We start from the raw sequence: 20548 nt of genomic DNA, 5'->3' as shown, positions 1-20548 counted from the left end.
TCAATTAGAAACCTGTCTTGAAAATCAGGACAGGTGAATGACTTCTATGGTATCCCCCGTGTGAATCACACCTTCCCGTTCAACCGAGCATACAATCCCGCGTTTTTTGCGAGCCGCAGGCACGAATTTTTTGCGCAAACCGTCCTGTTCATAGAATTGTTCAATCATTTTTCCCGGATGTACACAGGGAAGGTTCTCCCCTTCGCATATTAACCCTGTCCCGTTTGGAAATAGGAGCCGCGTTCCAGCAGGCAGTTCCGTCAATCGATCAATGCCACGGACCAGTATATTGGCACCCAGCCACTCTGGACGCACTTCAGGAATGTTCATTTTCTCAGCAATAAGAGCACATTCTTCCTCAGACACAATACTGATCTGGCGGCGATTCACAATCGGTGTGCCACGCTTGTAGATTTTCTGACGTGAGTCCGCCGGACGAAGCAGACCATAATGACGGTCACCCGGAATTCCTGCAAGCTCAATGTCGATAAAAGGTACAACTCGGGTTACAAATGTGGATGGATCATCAGCCAACATGACGAATTGAACTGTTCCCATAATAATCTCCTCCCTTTCCTGAGCAATATTACTTCTTTATTGTTCATTATTACCCAATGAATGGATTGTCGACAATCGGCGTATGCTTACCTTTGTAACCATTTTTTAATTTCAACATCAATAACTCAACTGGAAAACGATATATTATTTTAATAATACGCAATTAAATTGTTACAAATTAAATTTACTCTTTCCGTTCTTGTTGCAAACACTTATACTAGGATGGACAAGTAAATAAATTACATATCAGAAAGCAAGGTGTTTCCTTTGATTAGTATCATTTTTGTAGCTCTTGTAGCTGTCGAACACTTCTATATCATGGTGATGGAGATGTTTATGTGGACTCGTCCACGCACAATGAAAACCTTTAATCTCACGCCGGAATTCGCCAAATCCACCAAATCCCTCGCGGCCAATCAAGGTCTTTACAATGGATTTCTTGCAGCAGGTCTGATCTGGGGACTCTTATATCCGGATGCTGCCGTTGGACAGCATATTCAGATTTTCTTCCTGGCGTGTGTGATTATTGCGGCTCTTTATGGAGGAGCAACTTCTTCACGGTCGATCATTATCAAACAAGGTTTGCCTGCGATCATTGCGTTGTTGCTAGTTCTGTTCCTGTAATTTCTGTCGAATGGTGCATTGCTTCGATTCATGTTAACTCCTTTATGGTAAGGTAGTGAATAGATAGCAGTGTACAATGACCAGAATCGTTCTGGAATTGGAAGGAGAACATGTCATGGGATTGTTTGACAAGCTTCGGCGGCGCAAAAAGGAGAAGGTACCTGCAGGTGGTGCTGTCGAATCGACGAATTACAGTGAAACCATCGTGGGTTTTGTCCTGCTGGAGCGTGACGATTGTGATTTTGACCTCTTCATCAGGAACATGAAGAACGAATGGGATATCGAGATTGAAGAACGCCCGGAGGAGGGCAATCTCTTTTTCGAAGTGAATGGAATGCAGGTGGTATGTGCCCACATTGCCGCGCCTGTGCCTGATCGTGAAGTTGAGGAGAATGCCAAACTCAACATCCTTTGGCGAGAAGCGGAGCAAATTACCTCACGGCACCAGTCTCAGATTATTGTCTCTGTTCTGAACGCAACAAATGCTATTGATGGACATGTTCTGTTCACTCAAACAGCAAGTGCCTTGTTACAGTTGGATCACGCGCTGGCCATATACATGGCCCCACTTGTTGTTGAAGCCAGTCAATATGTCGAAACCAGCCATGGGATCAAACATGATGAGTTGCCAGTCTCGCTCTGGATTTTCATCGGACTATTCCAAAATGCCGAAGGCGCCTCAGCTTACACTTACGGACTACGTAACTTTGGAAAAGAAGAGATGGAGATTATGCAATCGTCGGAGTCCTTAAGCGATGTATTTGAGATGATGTTTATGACCACAACGTATGTGGTTGAGAACGACGTCACACTGCATGATGGGGAAACACTAGGCTTCTCGGCAGAACAAAAGCTGAGCATTTCCCTTTCCAAAGGTGTAGCAACGGAAGGTAACAGTTTGAAGATTGGCTTCTAATTTAAGTAGTTATCTTAACTTTATCGTGTACAGTTGTAGAAGCCGTCTGGAGTTCAACCTCTGGGCGGCTTTTAGCTATTCAACCTTCCTCCCCATGACGATATGATAACAATCCCTGAATTTAACTTCCCTAGGAAGAAGTAGTTCATAAGAACCACTAAATTATGAATTTAGTTTTCATTCTCGCTATAAAAAGGTATAATTAATAGGCTTATAGTCTCATATATTACATATTATTTTATTATCGAGGAGTTGCCTACATGTCTGTTAGACGCTTGGATTCAACTAAACCTATTATTGAAATTATCTGGGAAGGTATTGTTTCTCCTGAACATGTCGAACAAACGAATACAGAAATCCAGAGAATAGCGGAACAATTGGGAAATTCGTTTGATGTGCTAGTAGATATGCGGAACATGAAGGCTTTCCCTCAGGATACAAAAGAAAAAATTGTGGAACACCAGAAACTACTGACACAGTGGGGGATGAAGCGAGCCAGTGTAGCCGTAGGTGGTGCGATAGCCAAAATGCAATTGAATCGGATCTCCAAAGAGTCGGCGCACCAGACTGAATTCCAATGGGAAACGTATGACGAGGCTTTGGCATTTTTGTTGAAATAATATTGAAGTGATACGGACTAAGTCTAATAAGAGAGATACCGATGCTATACATGGCACACAGAAAGAGGCGTTCCCATGAGGAAGCGCCTTTTTCTTTTGCAGTTCCACTTGGCTTACTCAGTTTTGCCAGTGATCCGAACGCTCGTCATTTAAGATTCAAGTTTACTTACACGCACCATCGTTACCGATGTACCATTTAGGGACTCCTCCACGAATCCTAACCGCCTATATAAGCGAATTGCTTGGTTATCCGGGTCAACACTAAGCGAGACTGCTTCAAATCCCCGCCGTTCAACCTCATCTAATGCGGTCTGAAGCAGTAAGGTCCCTACTCCTTTTCCACGTGCATCTTCCGTTACAGCCATCCCCATCTCTGGCGTAGCTGCATTCACATAACCGTATCCCGCATTCTGATCCGTATAGAATCTTAATGTTATTGAACCTAGTCTCTTGCCCTGCTGGTCAACTGCAACATATCCGAAATCCCCTTCTCTCCCCCAGTCTTCAACGTATTTGGACAGTCCGGGAGTATGAATACTTTCGATTGGGAAAGGTTCATCACCATCTCTCCTATGCAGGGATGCGTATAACATCTCCCACAGGAAAGGGATATCCTGTTCATCAATAGGGCGTACATAATAGTTGGATATGATGGTCATGTTTGCTCCTCCTTCAGCTTTCCAAAAAGGCGGTCCATCTCATTCAGATTAAACTCATTGGTAATCTCGTAGTCCTCAAGTTGGTCTCTCGTTTTCGCCTCATTGTAGATGGAGATGGAATTTTCATTATAAAACGTCAGTCCGAATCCATCGGTAAAGCGACCTTCTTTATTAATGGTAAGTCGCCACTCATAGTAATGCGGATTCCTTTCGGAAACGTCTAATTCCCCTACTCTTTTAAGATCAACATCCTTTAATAGCTTCAGCATGTCTCTAATCTCTTTGGGATCTGTAATCGTTATTTCATCATCTTCATTATACGGTTCATTGTCGGAAATTTTCCTAATCGTCAGTCGATCCAATGTATCCAGCATTGTCATATGATCTGTGACCTCTGCTCGAAACGTCGTATGTTTGCTAGGGATATACATGGTGTATTGACCAGAAGTATACATACGCACTGCAATAGCTAAAAAAACAATAATTATGGAGATACCCCATATATATTTGATTCTGTTTTTCACAGTCTAACCTCCTCCTGGAATTGAAGCCTTACACATTATATATCAAATAAAACCAGTTTTGTGTTCGTTATCTTCCCACATTTTATTCAATTGCAATTTCCATTCTTTCTCCCTACCAACCCTCATCTATTCACAAGTCAAAATAACAATTGGTCTCACCTAAGGATTAAACATTATTTGACGATATATATAATAAGCTTCAACCATACTAACATTCATGGCATCTAGGGGGAAAAGTATGAAGTTAAAACTCAAATTAATGTTAGCCTTCTTCGTCACTGTTCTGGTTACAGCAGGTGCGCTCGCACCACTTGGTTTGGTTCAGATGGAGAAACAAGCTACTCAGAGTGTGAACAACAAACTGGATGGATTGGTATCCACCGCAACATACCAGTTGGACGGCTGGTTACATGGAAACGAGAAATTAGTGGAAACATTAGGCCTTGTCATTCAGGAGGCTGTTGCAGCTTCCGATCTCAATGAAGATTATTTGTCTATCATGTATAAGGGTACCAACCCTAACAATTTAGAGGACATATTTTACGGAGATGAGGAAGGCAAGTTTATGAACGGTTCTGACTTTGTCCCAGATACAGATTATGATCCCAGAGATCGTTCTTGGTATAAAGAGGCCAAACAAGCGGACAAGCTGATTTTTACCGACCCTTACCTTGACAACAAATCCAAACAATTTACAGTGTCTATCGCCATGCCAGTAAAGACAGAAAACGGTGCAATACGGGGAGTGGTTGCTTCTGATATTCTACTTTCCAAGTTAACCGATACAGTCAACCAAATTAACCTGGATGGACTAGGCTACACTTTTATGCTCGACAAAAAGGGAGTCATTTTAGCTCATCCCGAGGCTGATCTTGCAAGTACTTCAGCCGCAGACAACGATCAATTGGGACCGTTGCTTGCAGAGATGCAAACGCATCCTTCAGGACAAAGATCATTCCAATATAACGGAGAAAATCTGCTCCTCTACTTCAAACAAATTCCAAGTACTGGTTGGATTATCGGATCAGTCATATCTGAGAAACTCGCCTATGCTGACTATTATCAATTGCGTAACAATTACATTCTAATTATCGCCATTACATTATTGGTTGTACTTGGAGGTGCCTATTGGATCGCAACACTCTTCATCAAGCCACTGAGAAATCTCCATGAGACTTCCCTCCAAATGTCGAGTGGTGATTTTACAGGAAGGGTGCAGATCAAAGGCAAAGATGAATTCGCTGAACTCGGTATGGCATTCAATCAGATGTCCGATCAACTTAGCTCGTTGTTCAGGCAAGTAACGACTTCTGCCGATCGCGTACAAAGTATCTCGGGTGAGATGCAGGAGCATACAGATAAAACCAAGCGCATCGCAGAGCAGATCTCCATCGCCACGGATGAACTCGCTCAAGGTTCCAGTGCACAGGCTGAATCCGTGTATGACGGCTCAAGCCGTCTGTCAGAGATGAGTGATAGTGTCGGTGGCATCAATCGCAGTGTCGAGCAGTCCGTAACGATGATGCGTGAGGCAGGAGAAGCCATGCTAGCTGGGCTACAAGCGGTAGATCATCAGGTGGAGCTTTCGGATGGTAACCGCCAATCGATTGACCGTGTGGGTGAATCAATCAATCTACTCGCAGACAAATCACAGAAGATTGAAAGCATCGTCAGCATGATTCAAGGTATTGCCTCCCAGACTAACCTGCTTGCACTGAACGCTTCGATTGAAGCCGCCAGAGCGGGTGAACATGGACGTGGATTTGCGGTGGTTGCCGAGGAAGTGCGCAAACTGGCTGAACAGTCCGCCGGCTCTGCTCAGGACATCATCGTGTTGCTGAATGAAATCCAGGCGGCTAGCCACCAAAGCGTGAGCGAGGTCGATTCTGCTGAACATGGTATTGAGCAACAGGTTGCTGCCGTACATGAGATGCGCAACTCATTTATGCGAATCAAGCAATCTATTGAAGGCATTGACACTCAGCTTCAACAAGTATCGTCTGCAACAACCGAATTGGATAACAGTTCTGGCAAGATTGCTGAAGTGATCTCCAGTGTTGCGGCCATGTCCGAACAGAGTGCCGCTTCCACCGAAGAGGTTGCCTCTTCAACGCAAGAACAGTTCAATTATATTACGAGTATCTCGAATCGCTCCAATGAACTGGCTCAACAAGCTAATACGCTCGCTGAAGAAGTGAAAAAGTTCAAGATATAAATCAACAAGCCGCGTTCCCCTATAAGGTGAATGCGGCTTGTTTGTTATGTTGATACGTTACATATTCGTAATAAGGGATGAAGCAGCCCGTATCTGCATAAAAGAATATGACACACGTAGAATTGGCCGCACAACTGATCAGGTTACATCAGAAACCTAATTGTTTTCAGCTCAATACACGACCTGCTGATTCTCGGATAACCAGCTCGGGCTTCAGGACAATCTTCTGCGGTTCTTTTCGCTCATCCTTTAACTCTTCAATCAACAGATCTACAGCGCGATGTCCCAGTTCTTCAATTGGCTGGGCAACGGTCGTAAGCGGTGGACTGGTTACCGAAGCAAGAATGGTATTATCAAAGCCGATAATGGACACATCCTCTGGCACGCGTAGACCCAGCTCTTTGGCTGCTTGAAGTGCACCAATAGCCTGAATGTCATTACAGCAGAACAAACCTGTCGGGTGATCCTTCTCACCGAGCAGCAATAGCGCCTCTTTTTTAGCGGAGCTCAGATCAGCTGCCGATTCTCGGATCTGATTCGGTTCCAGCGTATGACCTGCCTTAATCAGCGTTTCACGGAATCCACGTACACGTTCCTGACTGCTGCTGACTTTGGACGGTTCCGACAGAACCGCTACACGGGTGTGTCCAAGTTCAAGCAGATGATCCGCTGCGAGTGCTCCGCCAAGTACGTCGTCAATGGTGACCGTATGTACCGACAGGGATGGCATATGACGGGCAATCAGAGCAACAGGGATAGACTGCTGCAAGAGGGGTGACAAAATTTCGGCATTATCGATCCCGGTTCCGATCATCATGCCATCAACCCTTTTTTGCTGGAGCAGATTCAGGTAACGCTCTACCCGCTCGTCCTTATTATCCGTACTGCAGATGACCACGCTGTAACCCAATTGACGGCTTCGATCCTCCACGGCTCTTGCGAGTTCTGCGAAATACGGGTTTGAGATATCCGGTACGAGCAGCCCCAATGTATACGTCTGCTTACCTGTAAGTGCAGCTGCGATCGCACTGGGTTGATAATGAAGGCGTTCCATGATCTCCATAATCTCGGCGCGCCGCTTCTCACTGATCTTGCCTTTGCCATTAATGACCTGCGAGACGGTTGCAATGGATACACCCGCCTCGCGCGCTATATCGTATATGGTTGCTTTCATTGTTTTTCCCCATTTGTGCTATATATAATATACATAGATAATTATCCTCTTCTTCTCATTATGCAGGGGGAAGTCTGCATACGCAACTTGAAGCGAGCAAAATGTGCGTAGCATGAACTGTTTTACTTTTTCATCAACCACTCATGGTCAGGGTCGTTATGGAATTTCCATGTCCGAGTAGGGCCGGCCATCACGTTCAGATAGTAGACCTCATACCCTGGAGGAGCACCTACCGGATGATATCCGTCCGGAACAAGCACCACTTCACCGTTTTTCACTGCTAGCGTCTCATCCACAGAACGATCATCCGTGTATATACGCTGAATGGCAAACCCCTGCTCAGGCTGTACACGGAAATAATACGTTTCTTCCAGCAAAGATTCATCCGGGAGTGCGTCTCGATCATGCTTATGTGGCGGGTAACTGGACCAATGCCCATCTGGTGTGAATACCTCAACAACGAGCAGACTGTCCGCTTCCTTCTGTTCCGGCAAAATGTTGTGAATCTGGCGTTCCAGATTACCATACCCTCGCGCCTCTACCCCTACATCTTCGGGTGTAATGAGACGAGCCGGGTACGTGCCTTTACCGGGTGCAACACATATAGCGATTTCCAGTTCGGTACGTGCTGTGATCTGTACTTGATCGGAAGTTGAGACGTAGACCGAGTACGGAGGTATTTTCTCGAAAACACTCATTCGTTTTCCGATATTATCCCATGTGTGCTCCCGGGTACTTACATTGGCGAAACCACTGAGAAGCACCACACAGAGTTCCTGATCACCGCTCTCACGGGTTAGCGTTTCCCCCTCCGCCAGCTTCGCTACCTGAAAGCCAACATATTCCCACCCAGCCGATTCCGGTGTTACGTTTATAAGCGTACCGTCTCCCTCCGGGGTGACCACGGGTTTCACAATACGTTCTGACATCTTGTCATCCACTCCTTTCTGTAGTCGTCCATAACAACCTGATGCATATAAAAACAAGAACTTTGACTATTCATGCGCTCTATTCAAAAAAGTGACTTTAATTATCCAACTATGGCGTTGCCGTTTGCGATTCCAGTGACACCCCAGTGACTTCACTCAGCTTCACAGGTCTTCCCTGCTCCATCGACATCTTCGCTGCCAGCGCAATTCGTTCTGCCTGTACTGCATCGTGGCCATCTACGATAACCGGTGTATCATGGATGATTGCATCGATAAAGAGGGCTGTCTCCTGTACATACGCTTCATTGTAGCGTTCCAGGAAAAAGTGCAATGGTTTGTCGCGCATGAGTCCGGCCGCTGTACTGATCTCAGCCGTATTCGGATGATCATTCGCCGCTGCTGCGCTGCCCATCGAACCAAATACTTCAACACGCTGGTCATACCCATATACAGCCTGACGGCTGTTATCAATAACACCAATCGCTCCATTAGCAAAGGTCATCGTAACAATTGCCGTATCCACATCGCCATGTTCTGCAAAGACCGGATTGATCAGCACGTTGCCCTGAGCGTACACTTCTTCCACTTCACTCCCGGACAGATACCGTGCCATGTCAAAATCGTGGATCATCATGTCCATGAAAATCCCACCAGACACCCGGATATACTCCGCAGGCGGTGGACTAGGGTCGCGAGAAGTAATTTTGATAATATGTGGATCACCAATCGTACCATCCTGCACATGCGCACGTATCCGTCTGAAGTTGTGATCGAAGCGGCGGTTAAATCCAATTTGCAGCTTCACGCCAGCCTTCTGAACTGCCGCTACAGCCGCTTGGGTCTGTGCCAGATCCATGCTGACTGGCTTCTCGCAGAAGATATGTTTGCCCGCCTGAGCGGCCTGTTCGATCAGCGGCACATGTGTATCTGTTGAAGAACAGATCAGCACCGCGTCTACATTAGGCATCGAGATCAACAGGCTGCTATCCGTTGTTACAACAGGGATGCCACGGTCGGAAGCCCAAGCCTCCAATTCAGGACCTGCAAATAAGTCGCTGATTCCCACAATCTCGGCATGCGGGTTACGCAGGAGATTGTCTGCATGAATTTTGCCGATCCGTCCAGCACCGATGATGCCAATTCTCACTTTGTCCTTGCCCATTCCGTTATCCTCCCTATGTGCGTCCATATGGGCTAGGCGTTCCCTTAGCCCGAGTGATGCTCTGGTTGTTACCAGCGCGCCGTTACCATCTTCTTGCGAGTGTAGAATTCAACACCATCCGTGCCATTAGCGTGCAGATCACCATAGAAGGACTTTTTCCAACCGGAAAACGGGAAAAATGCCATTGGCGCAGGTACGCCCAGGTTAATACCCAACATGCCCGCATCAATCGTTTCACGGAATTGACGCATACTTGCCCCGCTGCGGGTGAACAGACACGCCCCGTTGGCAAAATCAGAACGGTTCGCCAGCTCAACGGCTTCCTCCAGCGTAGACACTCTTGCCACCGAGAGTACCGGAGCAAAGATCTCATCCTGCCAGATTTTCATATTGCTATCAACTTGGTCGAATACCGTTGGCCCTACAAAATAACCGGATTCACCTGTCGCCTGATCCTTACGTCCATCCCTGATCAATGCCGCGCCTTCCTGCTCTCCGGCTTCAATGTAACTGAGTGTACGCTCTTTATGCGGTCCACGGATGACAGGACCGAGGAACACACCCTCATCCATGCCGTTACCAATGGTAATGCGGTCTGCCGCTTCCACCAGCTTTTGTACCAGTTCGTCAGCTACATCACCCACAGCCACAACAACCGCACATGCCATGCAACGCTCCCCTGCTGAACCAAAAGCTGCACTGGTAATCTCTTTCACGGTTAGATCCAGATCGGCGTCCGGCATAACGATGGAGTGGTTTTTGGCACCAGCCAGTGCCTGTACCCGTTTGCCATGCTTGGATGCAGTAGTGTAGACGTATTCGGCCACAGGTTGTGATCCGACAAAGGAGATCGCTTGAACATCCTTATGTTCCAGCAACCCGTTCACGACATCATGTGCACCGTGAACAATGTTGAGCACGCCGTCCGGAAGCCCCGCTTCCTTGAACAGCTCTGCCAGGCGGCCTGCCAGCAGCGGTGTGCGCTCGGACGGCTTCAGGACAAAGGTGTTACCGCACGCAATAGCCAGCGGGAACATCCAGCACGGCACCATCATCGGGAAGTTGAATGGGGTTATCCCCCCAATAACTCCGATTGGGTAACGGTACATGCCTGACTCCAGTCCTGTCGCGATGTCAGGCAGTTGTTTGCCCATCATCAGATTCGGGGCACCAGCCGCGAACTCGACGCACTCAATGCCACGCAATACCTCGCCATACGCTTCGGCATAACTTTTACCGTTCTCCAGCGTTACCAGGCGGGCGAGCTCCTCCCAATGTTCAACCAGTAGCTGCTGGTAGCGGAACAAAATACGTGCACGGCGCGGAACCGGTGTGCTGCTCCAGGATTTAAACGCTTCTCGTGCTGTCTGAACCGCCAGATCCACGTCCGCTTGTTCGGACAGTGGCACATGTGCAATAACTTCTTCCGTGGCCGGATTCACAACCGGCTCCGTACGAGTTGACGCTGGGGTTACCCAGGCACCTCCGATCCAGTTTTGTACCATTGTCGCTGTTGCAGACGCTTCAGAAATTCCTTTTCCCATAGCCCTGTCTCCCTTCGCTTATGTGTGATCCCTTATGTTGAACTTATATCATTGATGTTGATCTGTATGAGTGTGTTATTCAAAGTATTGCAACGAGTTTCAAGACACGGTGATCTCGCCCCGATTGCAACGTTCGATGTAGTCATTCACCTGTTCCACCGTTGGCATCGCATCCGAACAGCTGTGGCTTGAAATGACGATACTTGCTGCGCCACTGCCATATGCCATGCTGCGCTCAATCGTCCAGCCCTGCATCAATCCATACAGGAACCCGGCCGCGTAAGAGTCGCCTGCGCCGAACGTTTTGACCACTTTTGCCGGATAGCTGTTCGCACGATGGGAAAGACCTTCACGCGTATAAGCAATGGACCCTTCCTTGCCGTGTTTGATTACAACGATGTTCGCTGAGAAATCAAACCATTTCTGTGCAGTCACCTGATCACTATGATCCGGATTGTGGTCAAATGTCTCCATCATGTCGAACTCTTCGCGTGTGCCCAGGATGATATCGCATTTCTCGGCTGCGAGGTTATAATGGACCGCTGTCTCTTCGTCCGATGTCCATGTGTATGGGCGATAGTCCAGATCAAACACAATAACGGTTCCATGTTTTTTCGCATACGTTAGTGCCTGTAATACGGCTTCACGGGATGGGCTCTGCGCGAGGGCCGTGCCTGAGATTAGCAGCACTTTGGAGTCAGCAATCAACTGCTCTTGTACCTCTTGCGCCTGTAATAACAGATCCGCTACATTGTCCCGGTACATTAAGATACTGCAATCGGTTGGGCTCTTGATTTCTGTAAAAGCAAGCCCTGTCACCGCTCCGGTGTCATCTGTAACCACATTTGATGTGTCGATGCCGTTCTTCTCCAGATAGCTATGGATGAATCGACCCATCTGGTCATTCGCGATCTTACCGATAAAAGCCGTCTCCATACCCAGTCTGGACATGCCTATCGTAATATTGGCCGGCGAGCCACCCACATATTTCGTGAACGTCATCGTCTCTTCCATCGGGCGATTGATCTCATTGGCGTTCAAGTCGATACACAAGCGGCCAATCGCGGTGAAATCCTTCTTCCTGGATACCGGAAAGGATACGTAAGTCATTGCATGTGAGCCCCTTTCTGAGGTGGAATTTTATTGTTGCATATGGATATCTAGACTTGTTACTCAATCCAACCTGAGGATTAGTAAACGTCTAGAGAAGGTCAGTTTTATTTTCCAATCGTAACGTTGCAGTTTTGCTAGCCTTCTTCCTTTTCACTTCATGGGTATGGTCCTCTCCCGATCTCTATGTCTGTATCAGCTGTGTTGGTATAAGGACTCCATATAGTTCAAAGAGCGTTTGGCATACTCATACGGGTTATGAATCGCAGGGTCCTGCTCTCCTTCAAGCATCGCCCAGCCATCGTATCCCCGTGTGATCAGTTCTTGCAGAATTGGTGCAAAATCAATGCATCCATCCCCTGGTACGGTGAATACGCCTCTACGAATACAACCGACAAAGTCAGACTGCTCCGCGCGTGCTTCATCCAGCACATGAGGGCGGATATCTTTCAGATGGATATAGGCAATCCGATCATAATGTTTGCGCAGCAGTTCCAGCGGATTGGCTCCGCCATAGTAGGCATGACCTGTATCATAGAGCAGATATACGAGAGAAGGGTCCGTCAACTCCATCAGTCGATCAATCTCATCCGGTTGCTCGACCACTGTGCCTCCATGATGATGGTACGTAAGCTTCAACCCGTGTTCATGGGCGATAGCTCCTGCTTCGTTCAACCCTTCAGCAAGGATATGCCATTCCGATCCGCTGAGTCTAAGCACTTCTTTTTCATGCGGAGTTCGTCTTGGATCAAAATGAAGTGACCCGCCTACCTCCGCCGTACTGATCACCTTACTGCCCATGGATTGCAGAAACTCCGCATGTCTGCGATAACTGTCCAGCTCGGACTGACGATACGCCGGATCGGAGAACAGTACGGATTTCCACTGGGAGACCAGATTGATATTCCTTTTACTCAATTCCTCACGCAATATAGCAGGATCGGTAGGATATTTACGTCCCATCTCTGTGCCTGTCAGCCCAAGACGCTGAATGTCATCCAGAATCTGTGCACACGTTGTCGCATCACCATGCTCCTTCACATCTTCACCGACCCAATTGATCGGATGAATCCCAAGCTGGAATGGCAGCTTGCTCATTGCTCCACGTCTCCTTTGTCGTTCAACATTGTGGTTCACTATATTAACCCGGATTAAATCGGTCTTGCTTTGGCACGGTTGGCTTGCATGGTGTGATGAGCATGAACTACCTTCTCCTCGGCAGATACTTCTGGCACACCTACATTCCACCATGACTCGTATCCACCTGCGTTGGTTCCAGGCACGACCGGAATCTCAATCAACGTACTCACTGTTTCGTTCTTCGCATCTCGGAGTGCTTGTTCCAGCTGTTCTGCTGTCTCCGCTCTATAGGATTTGGCTCCCATGCTTCGGGCGTGAGCTGCAAAGTCCATTGGCATGTAATCCCCGGTCAGTCGTCCACTCTCGGATTCCCGATAACGGAACTCATTGCCGAACCCGTCACTACCATGTTCCCGCTGCAAATTATGAATACATTGGAATCCATTGTTGTTGAATAATAAAACAGTCATCTTCTTCTGTTCCTGCAAACTGGTCACAAACTCCGAATGCAGCATCAGATAACTGCCATCTCCTACCATGGCGTACACTTCACGATCCGGCTCGGCAAGTGCTGCTCCGAACGCTCCACTTACCTCGTACCCCATACAGGAGAACCCATACTCCATGTGATACGTCTTTGGTTCAGCCGCACGCCACAGACGATGTAGATCACCCGGCAGACTGCCTGCCGCACACACTATGACGGAAGATGGATCAATGGTCCGGTTAACGATGCCAACTGCTGTAGTCTGTGCCAGCCCTGCTTCATGTTGAGCTGCATACAGCCGATCCACTTCTGCATTCCATTCAGCGCGGAGATCAGCAACTTCGGATGGGCCATATGCACTTCGGTATTGTCTTTCCTGCAATTCCTTCTGCAAAGCCTGCAATCCTTCGCGAGCATCTGCCAGAATGGCTTCTCCGCCTAACTTGGCGGCATCCATACTGTTCAGGTTGATGTTGATGAATGACGCTTCTGGATGTTGAAAAGCAGAGCGGGACGCCGTCGTGAAATCCGAGAACCGCGTTCCGACGCCGATCACAACGTCTGCTTCTCTCGCCAGCCTATTGGCTGCCAGAGAGCCGGTAACCCCGATGGCCCCCACATTCAGTGGGTGGTCCCAAGAGACTGCGCTCTTGCCCGCCTGCGTCTCGGCGATCGGAATGCCAAATGCCTCGGCGAACCCCACGAGTTGAACGGACGCCTCAGAGTACAACACACCGCCGCCTGCAACGAGAAGCGGCTTTCTGCCACGGGCAATCTGCTCCGTTGCCCGTTCAATGGCTGCCTGTACCGGGGGGCGACGATCCAGATAATGTACTTTGCGGGCAAAGAACGATTCTGGATAATCGTACGCCTCTGCCTGCACATCCTGCGGCAATGCGAGCGTTACTGCTCCCGTCTCTGCTGGATCGGTTAGCACACGCATCGCCTGTGTAACAGCAATCATCAGCTGTTCGGGACGAACAATGCGATCCCAGTACTTGCTGACGGCTTTGAATGGATCAGTGGCTGAGATTGTATAATCACTGCTCACTTCCAACTGCTGAAGTACCGGGTCTGGTTCCCGTGTAGCAAAGTTATCTCCTGGAAGCAATAAAACCGGAATCCGGTTCACCGTTGCAGTAGCTGCCGCTGTTATCATATTCAAAGCACCAGGTCCAATGGATGTTGTACATGCATAGATCTGTTTACGGTTCTTCTGCTTGGCATAAGCCGCTGCCGTATGCACCATGCCTTGTTCGTTCTTGCCTTGCATATACGTCAGGCTTCCCGGACTGCGCTCCAGCGCTTCTCCAATGCCTGTTACATTGCCATGTCCAAAAATACCGATGATTCCCTTCACAAACTTGGTTTCCACCCCGTCAACCGAGATATATTGCTGATCCAAGTATCGAAGCAGTGCCTGAGCCATCGTCAGTCGAATTGTTTTCATGAATTTGATCGCCGTCCTTTCCTTTACGGGTTAAGCGCTTAATCTACGTTAAGTTTAAGCGCCTTACCCCTAAAGGTTAAGCGCTTAATTGATATGGTATTACAGGTTAATGATTTACGCAAGCTATTTTTGTAAGCGTTTTTATGAAATATTGTAAAAAAAGATATTCTTGTGTTCGAACATGTGTTAGACCTTCTCTATTTGAACACTTCCACAATGACTAAGAACAGACTTAAAAGAGAGGGAATATTATCGTGAGGATGGAATACTTGATGGTACATGCTAATCAGCCATATAATCCGTGATCTTCATATACAATCATGATCAATATGCCTGTGAATGCAAAAAAAAGAAAGAGACGGTGAATACCATCTCTTTCTTTATCAATATATAAGCGGGTGATGGGAATCGAACCCACGCTATTAGCTTGGAAGGCTAAAGTTCTACCATTGAACTACACCCGCATAACAACAATCGGGATGACACGATTTGAACATGCGACCCCCTGGTCCCAAACCAGGTGCTCTACCAAGCTGAGCTACATCCCGTTATCTATACCGGCGAGAGGACTCGAACCTCCACGGTTTCCCACTCGATTTTGAGTCGAGCGCGTCTGCCATTCCGCCACGCCGGCAAAATATGAAGTTATAATGGCGCGCCCTGAGAGATTCGAACTCCCGGCCTTTTGATTCGTAGTCAAACGCTCTATCCAGCTGAGCTAAGGGCGCAAAATATTGGAGCGGAAGACGGGAATCGAACCCGCGACCCTCGCCTTGGCAAGGCGATGCTCTACCGCTGAGCCACTTCCGCAAATAAGGGATGCGCGTGGAGGGACTTGAACCCCCACGTCAAAGACGCTAGATCCTAAGTCTAGTGCGTCTGCCAATTCCGCCACACGCGCATATAATGGTGAGTCATGAAGGGCTCGAACCTTCGACACCCTGATTAAAAGTCAGGTGCTCTACCAACTGAGCTAATGACTCATAGAAAACTGGTGGAGGATGATGGATTCGAACCACCGAACCCGTACGGGAGCAGATTTACAGTCTGATGCGTTTGGCCGCTTCGCTAATCCTCCAGGATTACATGGTGCCGGCGAGAGGACTTGAACCCCCAACCTACTGATTACAAGTCAGTTGCTCTACCAGTTGAGCTACACCGGCGTATTACATGGTGTTATAAATGGTGGCTCGGGACGGAATCGAACCGCCGACACGAGGATTTTCAGTCCTCTGCTCTACCGACTGAGCTACCGAGCCTTACTACATTAAAAAAAATGGCGGAACCGACGGGATTCGAACCCGCGATCTCCTGCGTGACAGGCAGGCATGTTAGGCCAACTACACCACGGTTCCAGATCACTTTCTCAAAGGAAAGTATAATTGCGGGGGCAGGATTTGAACCTGCGGCCTTCGGGTTATGAGCCCGACGAGCTACCGGGCTGCTCCACCCCGCGTCGTTATAAAGTTATATGGTGGAGGCTGAGGGGATCGAACCCCCGACCCTCTGCTTGTAAGGCAGATGCTCTCCCAGCTGAGCTAAGCCTCCATAATATGACCCGTAGGGGATACTCTCACTTCGTTCGAGACTGCGAAGCTGTTGCTAACGAAGTGCATCCTCCGACGAACCTTTGGGATTCTCATCCCTTGTTGAAGCAATAGATATTGCTATGACCCGTAGGGGATTCGAACCCCTGTTACCTCCGTGAAAGGGAGGTGTCTTAACCCCTTGACCAACGGGCCTTACTGGCTCCCCGAACAGGGCTCGAACCTGTGACAACTCGATTAACAGTCGAGTGCTCTACCAACTGAGCTATCAGGGAATGGTGGAGCCAAGCGGGATCGAACCGCTGACCTCCTGCTTGCAAGGCAGGCGCTCTCCCAGCTGAGCTATGGCCCCATACTCTGGTATATTTCTTGTTGTGGTCTTGCTATGGGCCCTGGTGGACTCGAACCACCGGCCTCACCCTTATCAGAGGTGCGCTCTAACCAACTGAGCTAAGGGCCCTTATCAATTTTCGAAAAAAAATACCCCAGTGGGGTTTCGCTTGGCGGCGTCCTACTCTCCCAGGACCCTGCGGTCCAAGTACCATCGGCGCTAGAGGGCTTAACGGTCGTGTTCGGGATGGGTACGTGTGGAACCCCTCCGCCATCGCCACCAAACGCATAGCTTAACTTACATTTCAGAGTTGTTGTTCTCTGAAAACTAGATTCGAAACGAAACATGCGATTTATCACTTGCATATTTGGATAAGCCCTCGACCGATTAGTACTGGTCAGCTCCATGCATTGCTGCACTTCCACCCCCAGCCTATCTACCTCGTCGTCTTCAAGGGGTCTTACATACTGGGAAATCTCATCTTGAGGGGGGCTTCACGCTTAGATGCTTTCAGCGTTTATCCCGTCCGTACATAGCTACCCAGCGGTGCTCCTGGCGGAACAACTGGTACACCAGCGGTACGTCCATCCCGGTCCTCTCGTACTAAGGACAGCTCCTCTCAAATTTCCTACGCCCACGACAGATAGGGACCGAACTGTCTCACGACGTTCTGAACCCAGCTCGCGTACCGCTTTAATGGGCGAACAGCCCAACCCTTGGGACCTACTTCAGCCCCAGGATGCGATGAGCCGACATCGAGGTGCCAAACCTCCCCGTCGATGTGGACTCTTGGGGGAGATAAGCCTGTTATCCCCAGGGTAGCTTTTATCCGTTGAGCGATGGCCCTTCCATGCGGTACCACCGGATCACTAAGCCCGACTTTCGTCCCTGCTCGACTTGTAGGTCTCGCAGTCAAGCTCCCTTATGCCTTTGCACTCTTCGAATGATTTCCAACCATTCTGAGGGAACCTTTGGGCGCCTCCGTTACTCTTTAGGAGGCGACCGCCCCAGTCAAACTGCCCACCTGACACTGTCCCCGCACCGGATTACGGTACCAGGTTAGAACCTAGATACGATCAGGGTGGTATCCCAACGTTGCCTCCACACAAGCTGGCGCTCATGCTTCAAAGGCTCCCACCTATCCTGTACAGATCGTACCCAAATTCAATATCAAGCTGCAGTAAAGCTCCATGGGGTCTTTCCGTCTTGTCGCGGGTAACCTGCATCTTCACAGGTATTAAAATTTCACCGGATCTCTCGTTGAGACAGCGCCCAAGTCGTTACGCCATTCGTGCGGGTCAGAATTTACCTGACAAGGAATTTCGCTACCTTAGGACCGTTATAGTTACGGCCGCCGTTTACTGGGGCTTCGGTTCACAGCTTCGGATTGCTCCTAACCACTCCCCTTAACCTTCCAGCACCGGGCAGGCGTCAGCCCGTATACTTCGCCTTACGGCTTCGCACAGACCTGTGTTTTTGCTAAACAGTCGCTTGGGCCTTTTCACTGCGGCCCCCTCGTGCTATTCACACTACCGGGGCACCCCTTCTCCCGAAGTTACGGGGTCATTTTGCCGAGTTCCTTAACGAGAGTTCTTCCGCGCGCCTTAGAATACTCTTCTCGCCTACCTGTGTCGGTTTGCGGTACGGGCACCTTCACCTGGCTAGAGGCTTTTCTTGGCAGTGTGAGATCATGACCTTCGCTACTACAATTTTCGCTCCCCATCACAGCTCAGCCTTACAATGTGCGGATTTGCCTACACATCAGCCTTACTGCTTAGACGGACATCCATCAGTCCGCGTCACTACCCTACTGCGTCCCCCCATTGCTCATAACGGCTTACGGTGGTACAGGAATTTCGACCTGTTGTCCTTCGACTACGCCTTTCGGCCTCGCCTTAGGTCCCGACTTACCCTGAGCGGACGAGCCTTCCTCAGGAACCCTTAGGCTTTCGGCGGATCAGATTCTCACTGATCTTTTCGTTACTCATACCGGCATTCTCACTTGTATAATGTCCAGCGCTCCTTACGGTACACCTTCAACCCTTATACAACGCTCCCCTACCCCTGATGCATTGCATCAAGCCATAGCTTCGGTGGTGTGTTTAGCCCCGTTACATTTTCGGCGCAGAGTCACTCGACCAGTGAGCTATTACGCACTCTTTCAATGGTGGCTGCTTCTAAGCCAACATCCTGGTTGTCTGTGCAACTCCACATCCTTTCCCACTTAACACACACTTGGGGACCTTAGCTGATGGTCTGGGCTGTTTCCCTTTTGACAATGGATCTTAGCACTCACTGTCTGACTCCCGGAAGTAAGTCTATGGCATTCGGAGTTTGACTGAGCTTGGTAACCCTTGCGGGCCCCGCACCCAATCAGTGCTCTACCTCCACGACTCTGTTTTCCGAGGCTAGCCCTAAAGCTATTTCGGGGAGAACCAGCTATCTCCGAGTTCGATTGGAATTTCTCCGCTACCCCCACCTCATCCCCGCATTTTTCAACATGCGTGGGTTCGGGCCTCCAGTGCGTGTTACCGCACCTTCACCCTGGACAGGGGTAGATCACCCGGTTTCGGGTCTACGTCCACGTACTAAGTCGCCCTATTCAGACTCGCTTTCGCTGCGGCTCCGGCTCTTCACCTTAACCTTGCACGGGAACGTAACTCGCCGGTTCATTCTACAAAAGGCACGCCATCACCCCTAAAACGGGCTCTGACTTTTTGTAAGCACACGGTTTCAGGTTCTATTTCACTCCCCTTCCGGGGTGCTTTTCACCTTTCCCTCACGGTACTGCTTCACTATCGGTCGCTAGGAAGTATTTAGCCTTGGCAGATGGTCCTGCCGGATTCATACGGGGTTTCACGTGCCCCGCACTACTCGGGATCCGTCTCGGAGGGAACAGACTTTCAACTACAGGGCTTTTACCTTCTTTGGCGGGCCTTTCCAGACCTCTTCGCTTAACCGGTTCCTTTGTAACTCCATGTGAGACGTCCCACAACCCCAAAGAGCAAGCTCTTTGGTTTGGGCTTCTCCGCGTTCGCTCGCCGCTACTGACGGAATCACTATTGTTTTCTCTTCCTCAGGGTACTTAGATGTTTCAGTTCCCCTGGTATGCCTCTGCACAACCTATGTATTCAGTTGTGAGTAACTGGAAATTACCCCAGCTGGGTTTCCCCATTCGGACACCCCCGGATCAAAGCTTGCTTACAGCTCCCCGAGGCAGTTTCGTTGTTCGCCACGTCCTTCATCGGCTCCTAGCGCCTAGGCATCCTCCGTGTGCTCTTAGTAGCTTAACCATTGCGCTCGTGTTCGAGCTGTCGCTTCCCTTGTTTTGGACTACGTCCAAAGCCAAAAGTCACTCCATTTCGATCACTCGCTCCAGCAATCTACCGTTTTTATTGAAACTTGCTTTACACAAGTTCAGCTAAAAAGGAATGTTCTAATTCGCGTTTGTTTCGTTTCGATATCTAGTTTTCAAAGAACAAGCTCCATGCAAAAGCAAGCTGTTTGAGAGTTTGAGCTCTCAAAACCGAACAACGAGTGAGTTAAAAGCTTTACGAAGTAAAGCTCGCTTCGGAAGCATGCTTCCTGAAGACTTATATTTGAATGTTTCCGTTGCAG

14 protein-coding genes, 17 tRNA genes and 2 rRNA genes are annotated in these 20548 nt (G+C 48.9%); 4 read left to right on the top strand and 29 right to left on the bottom strand.

Going from position 1 to position 20548, the window contains the following annotated elements; translation table 11 throughout:
- Positions 1–24 precede the first annotated feature (24 nt).
- The gene (locus MHB85_RS01570) at positions 25–558 is read right to left on the bottom strand and encodes an MOSC domain-containing protein (RefSeq protein WP_091019841.1); all 534 of its coding nucleotides are present in this window, start codon (positions 556–558) and stop codon (positions 25–27) included.
- 258 nt (positions 559–816) lie between these two features.
- Here MHB85_RS01570 and MHB85_RS01565 point away from each other — a divergent pair, with 258 nt between their 5' ends.
- The 3 genes from MHB85_RS01565 to MHB85_RS01555 all read left to right on the top strand — a co-directional run bounded on the left by MHB85_RS01565 (position 817) and on the right by MHB85_RS01555 (position 2718).
- Positions 817–1182: a DUF1304 domain-containing protein gene (locus tag MHB85_RS01565; protein WP_091019840.1), complete on the top strand. Its 366-nt coding sequence runs from the start codon at positions 817–819 to the stop codon at positions 1180–1182.
- Between the two features lie 76 nt (positions 1183–1258).
- On the top strand, positions 1259–2098 hold the full coding sequence (locus tag MHB85_RS01560) for a DUF4261 domain-containing protein (protein ID WP_091019838.1): 840 nt from the start codon (positions 1259–1261) through the stop codon (positions 2096–2098).
- A 260-nt stretch (positions 2099–2358) separates the two neighbouring features.
- Complete coding sequence (locus MHB85_RS01555) at positions 2359–2718, top strand: hypothetical protein (RefSeq protein ID WP_036607981.1); 360 nt, start codon at positions 2359–2361, stop codon at positions 2716–2718.
- 149 nt (positions 2719–2867) lie between these two features.
- Here the strand turns inward: MHB85_RS01555 and MHB85_RS01550 are convergent, their stop codons facing one another.
- Together MHB85_RS01550 and MHB85_RS01545 are read right to left on the bottom strand one after the other, a co-directional pair.
- Complete coding sequence (locus tag MHB85_RS01550) at positions 2868–3377, bottom strand: GNAT family N-acetyltransferase (protein ID WP_091019836.1); 510 nt, start codon at positions 3375–3377, stop codon at positions 2868–2870.
- A complete protein-coding gene (locus MHB85_RS01545; RefSeq protein WP_091019835.1) occupies positions 3374–3901 on the bottom strand; it encodes a hypothetical protein in 528 nt (175 codons plus the stop codon). Before MHB85_RS01545 ends, MHB85_RS01550 begins: the two co-directional genes overlap by 4 nt.
- Before the next feature lie 238 nt (positions 3902–4139).
- Here MHB85_RS01545 and MHB85_RS01540 point away from each other — a divergent pair, with 238 nt between their 5' ends.
- A complete protein-coding gene (locus MHB85_RS01540) occupies positions 4140–6116 on the top strand; it encodes a methyl-accepting chemotaxis protein (protein WP_341072260.1) in 1977 nt (658 codons plus the stop codon).
- Between the two features lie 166 nt (positions 6117–6282).
- On the opposite strand, the gene MHB85_RS01535 is transcribed toward MHB85_RS01540, so the two are convergent.
- The 26 genes from MHB85_RS01535 to MHB85_RS01410 all read right to left on the bottom strand — a co-directional run bounded on the left by MHB85_RS01535 (position 6283) and on the right by MHB85_RS01410 (position 20223).
- Positions 6283–7290, bottom strand: coding sequence for a LacI family DNA-binding transcriptional regulator (locus MHB85_RS01535; protein WP_192136445.1), 1008 nt, complete (start codon positions 7288–7290; stop codon positions 6283–6285).
- Positions 7291–7412: 122 nt separating this feature from the next.
- Positions 7413–8219, bottom strand: a complete 807-nt coding sequence (gene iolB, locus MHB85_RS01530; RefSeq protein ID WP_192136446.1) for a 5-deoxy-glucuronate isomerase — start codon at positions 8217–8219, stop codon at positions 7413–7415.
- A gap of 109 nt (positions 8220–8328) precedes the next feature.
- A complete protein-coding gene (gene iolG / locus MHB85_RS01525) occupies positions 8329–9381 on the bottom strand; it encodes an inositol 2-dehydrogenase (protein ID WP_192136447.1) in 1053 nt (350 codons plus the stop codon).
- Between the two features lie 68 nt (positions 9382–9449).
- Positions 9450–10925, bottom strand: coding sequence for a CoA-acylating methylmalonate-semialdehyde dehydrogenase (locus MHB85_RS01520; protein WP_244661184.1), 1476 nt, complete (start codon positions 10923–10925; stop codon positions 9450–9452).
- A 99-nt stretch (positions 10926–11024) separates the two neighbouring features.
- Positions 11025–12035, bottom strand: a complete 1011-nt coding sequence (gene iolC / locus MHB85_RS01515; RefSeq protein WP_192136448.1) for a 5-dehydro-2-deoxygluconokinase — start codon at positions 12033–12035, stop codon at positions 11025–11027.
- A gap of 195 nt (positions 12036–12230) precedes the next feature.
- Positions 12231–13133 (bottom strand): myo-inosose-2 dehydratase, encoded by a 903-nt coding sequence (gene iolE / locus MHB85_RS01510; protein ID WP_192136449.1) that lies wholly within the window; start codon positions 13131–13133, stop codon positions 12231–12233.
- 53 nt (positions 13134–13186) lie between these two features.
- A complete protein-coding gene (gene iolD / locus MHB85_RS01505; protein ID WP_192136450.1) occupies positions 13187–15052 on the bottom strand; it encodes a 3D-(3,5/4)-trihydroxycyclohexane-1,2-dione acylhydrolase (decyclizing) in 1866 nt (621 codons plus the stop codon).
- Positions 15053–15445: 393 nt separating this feature from the next.
- A tRNA-Gly gene (locus MHB85_RS01500) sits at positions 15446–15516 on the bottom strand.
- A gap of 10 nt (positions 15517–15526) precedes the next feature.
- Positions 15527–15600 (bottom strand) — tRNA-Pro (locus MHB85_RS01495).
- A gap of 7 nt (positions 15601–15607) precedes the next feature.
- A tRNA-Leu gene (locus MHB85_RS01490) sits at positions 15608–15686 on the bottom strand.
- Positions 15687–15703: 17 nt separating this feature from the next.
- A tRNA-Arg gene (locus MHB85_RS01485) sits at positions 15704–15780 on the bottom strand.
- Positions 15781–15787: 7 nt separating this feature from the next.
- A tRNA-Gly gene (locus MHB85_RS01480) sits at positions 15788–15862 on the bottom strand.
- Between the two features lie 10 nt (positions 15863–15872).
- Positions 15873–15953: transfer RNA gene (locus MHB85_RS01475), tRNA-Leu, on the bottom strand.
- A gap of 6 nt (positions 15954–15959) precedes the next feature.
- A tRNA-Lys gene (locus MHB85_RS01470) sits at positions 15960–16035 on the bottom strand.
- A 9-nt stretch (positions 16036–16044) separates the two neighbouring features.
- Positions 16045–16130 (bottom strand) — tRNA-Tyr (locus tag MHB85_RS01465).
- A 9-nt stretch (positions 16131–16139) separates the two neighbouring features.
- Positions 16140–16215 (bottom strand) — tRNA-Thr (locus MHB85_RS01460).
- 20 nt (positions 16216–16235) lie between these two features.
- Positions 16236–16311: transfer RNA gene (locus MHB85_RS01455), tRNA-Phe, on the bottom strand.
- Between the two features lie 18 nt (positions 16312–16329).
- Positions 16330–16407, bottom strand: a tRNA-Asp gene (locus tag MHB85_RS01450).
- Positions 16408–16434: 27 nt separating this feature from the next.
- Positions 16435–16508: transfer RNA gene (locus tag MHB85_RS01445), tRNA-Met, on the bottom strand.
- A gap of 16 nt (positions 16509–16524) precedes the next feature.
- Positions 16525–16600, bottom strand: a tRNA-Val gene (locus tag MHB85_RS01440).
- A 122-nt stretch (positions 16601–16722) separates the two neighbouring features.
- A tRNA-Glu gene (locus tag MHB85_RS01435) sits at positions 16723–16794 on the bottom strand.
- 4 nt (positions 16795–16798) lie between these two features.
- Positions 16799–16874: transfer RNA gene (locus MHB85_RS01430), tRNA-Asn, on the bottom strand.
- A gap of 1 nt (position 16875) precedes the next feature.
- Positions 16876–16951 (bottom strand) — tRNA-Ala (locus MHB85_RS01425).
- Positions 16952–16985: 34 nt separating this feature from the next.
- Positions 16986–17059 (bottom strand) — tRNA-Ile (locus MHB85_RS01420).
- A gap of 38 nt (positions 17060–17097) precedes the next feature.
- A 5S ribosomal RNA gene (gene rrf / locus MHB85_RS01415) occupies positions 17098–17214 on the bottom strand.
- A gap of 83 nt (positions 17215–17297) precedes the next feature.
- A 23S ribosomal RNA gene (locus tag MHB85_RS01410) occupies positions 17298–20223 on the bottom strand.
- Positions 20224–20548: the final 325 nt, after the last annotated feature.

Origin of the sequence: Paenibacillus sp. FSL K6-4396, assembly GCF_038002525.1 — a bacterium.
Lineage (GTDB): Bacteria > Bacillota > Bacilli > Paenibacillales > Paenibacillaceae > Paenibacillus > Paenibacillus amylolyticus_B.
Note: the sequence above shows the minus strand (reverse complement) of the source record. Positions and strands in the feature narration are given on the sequence as shown.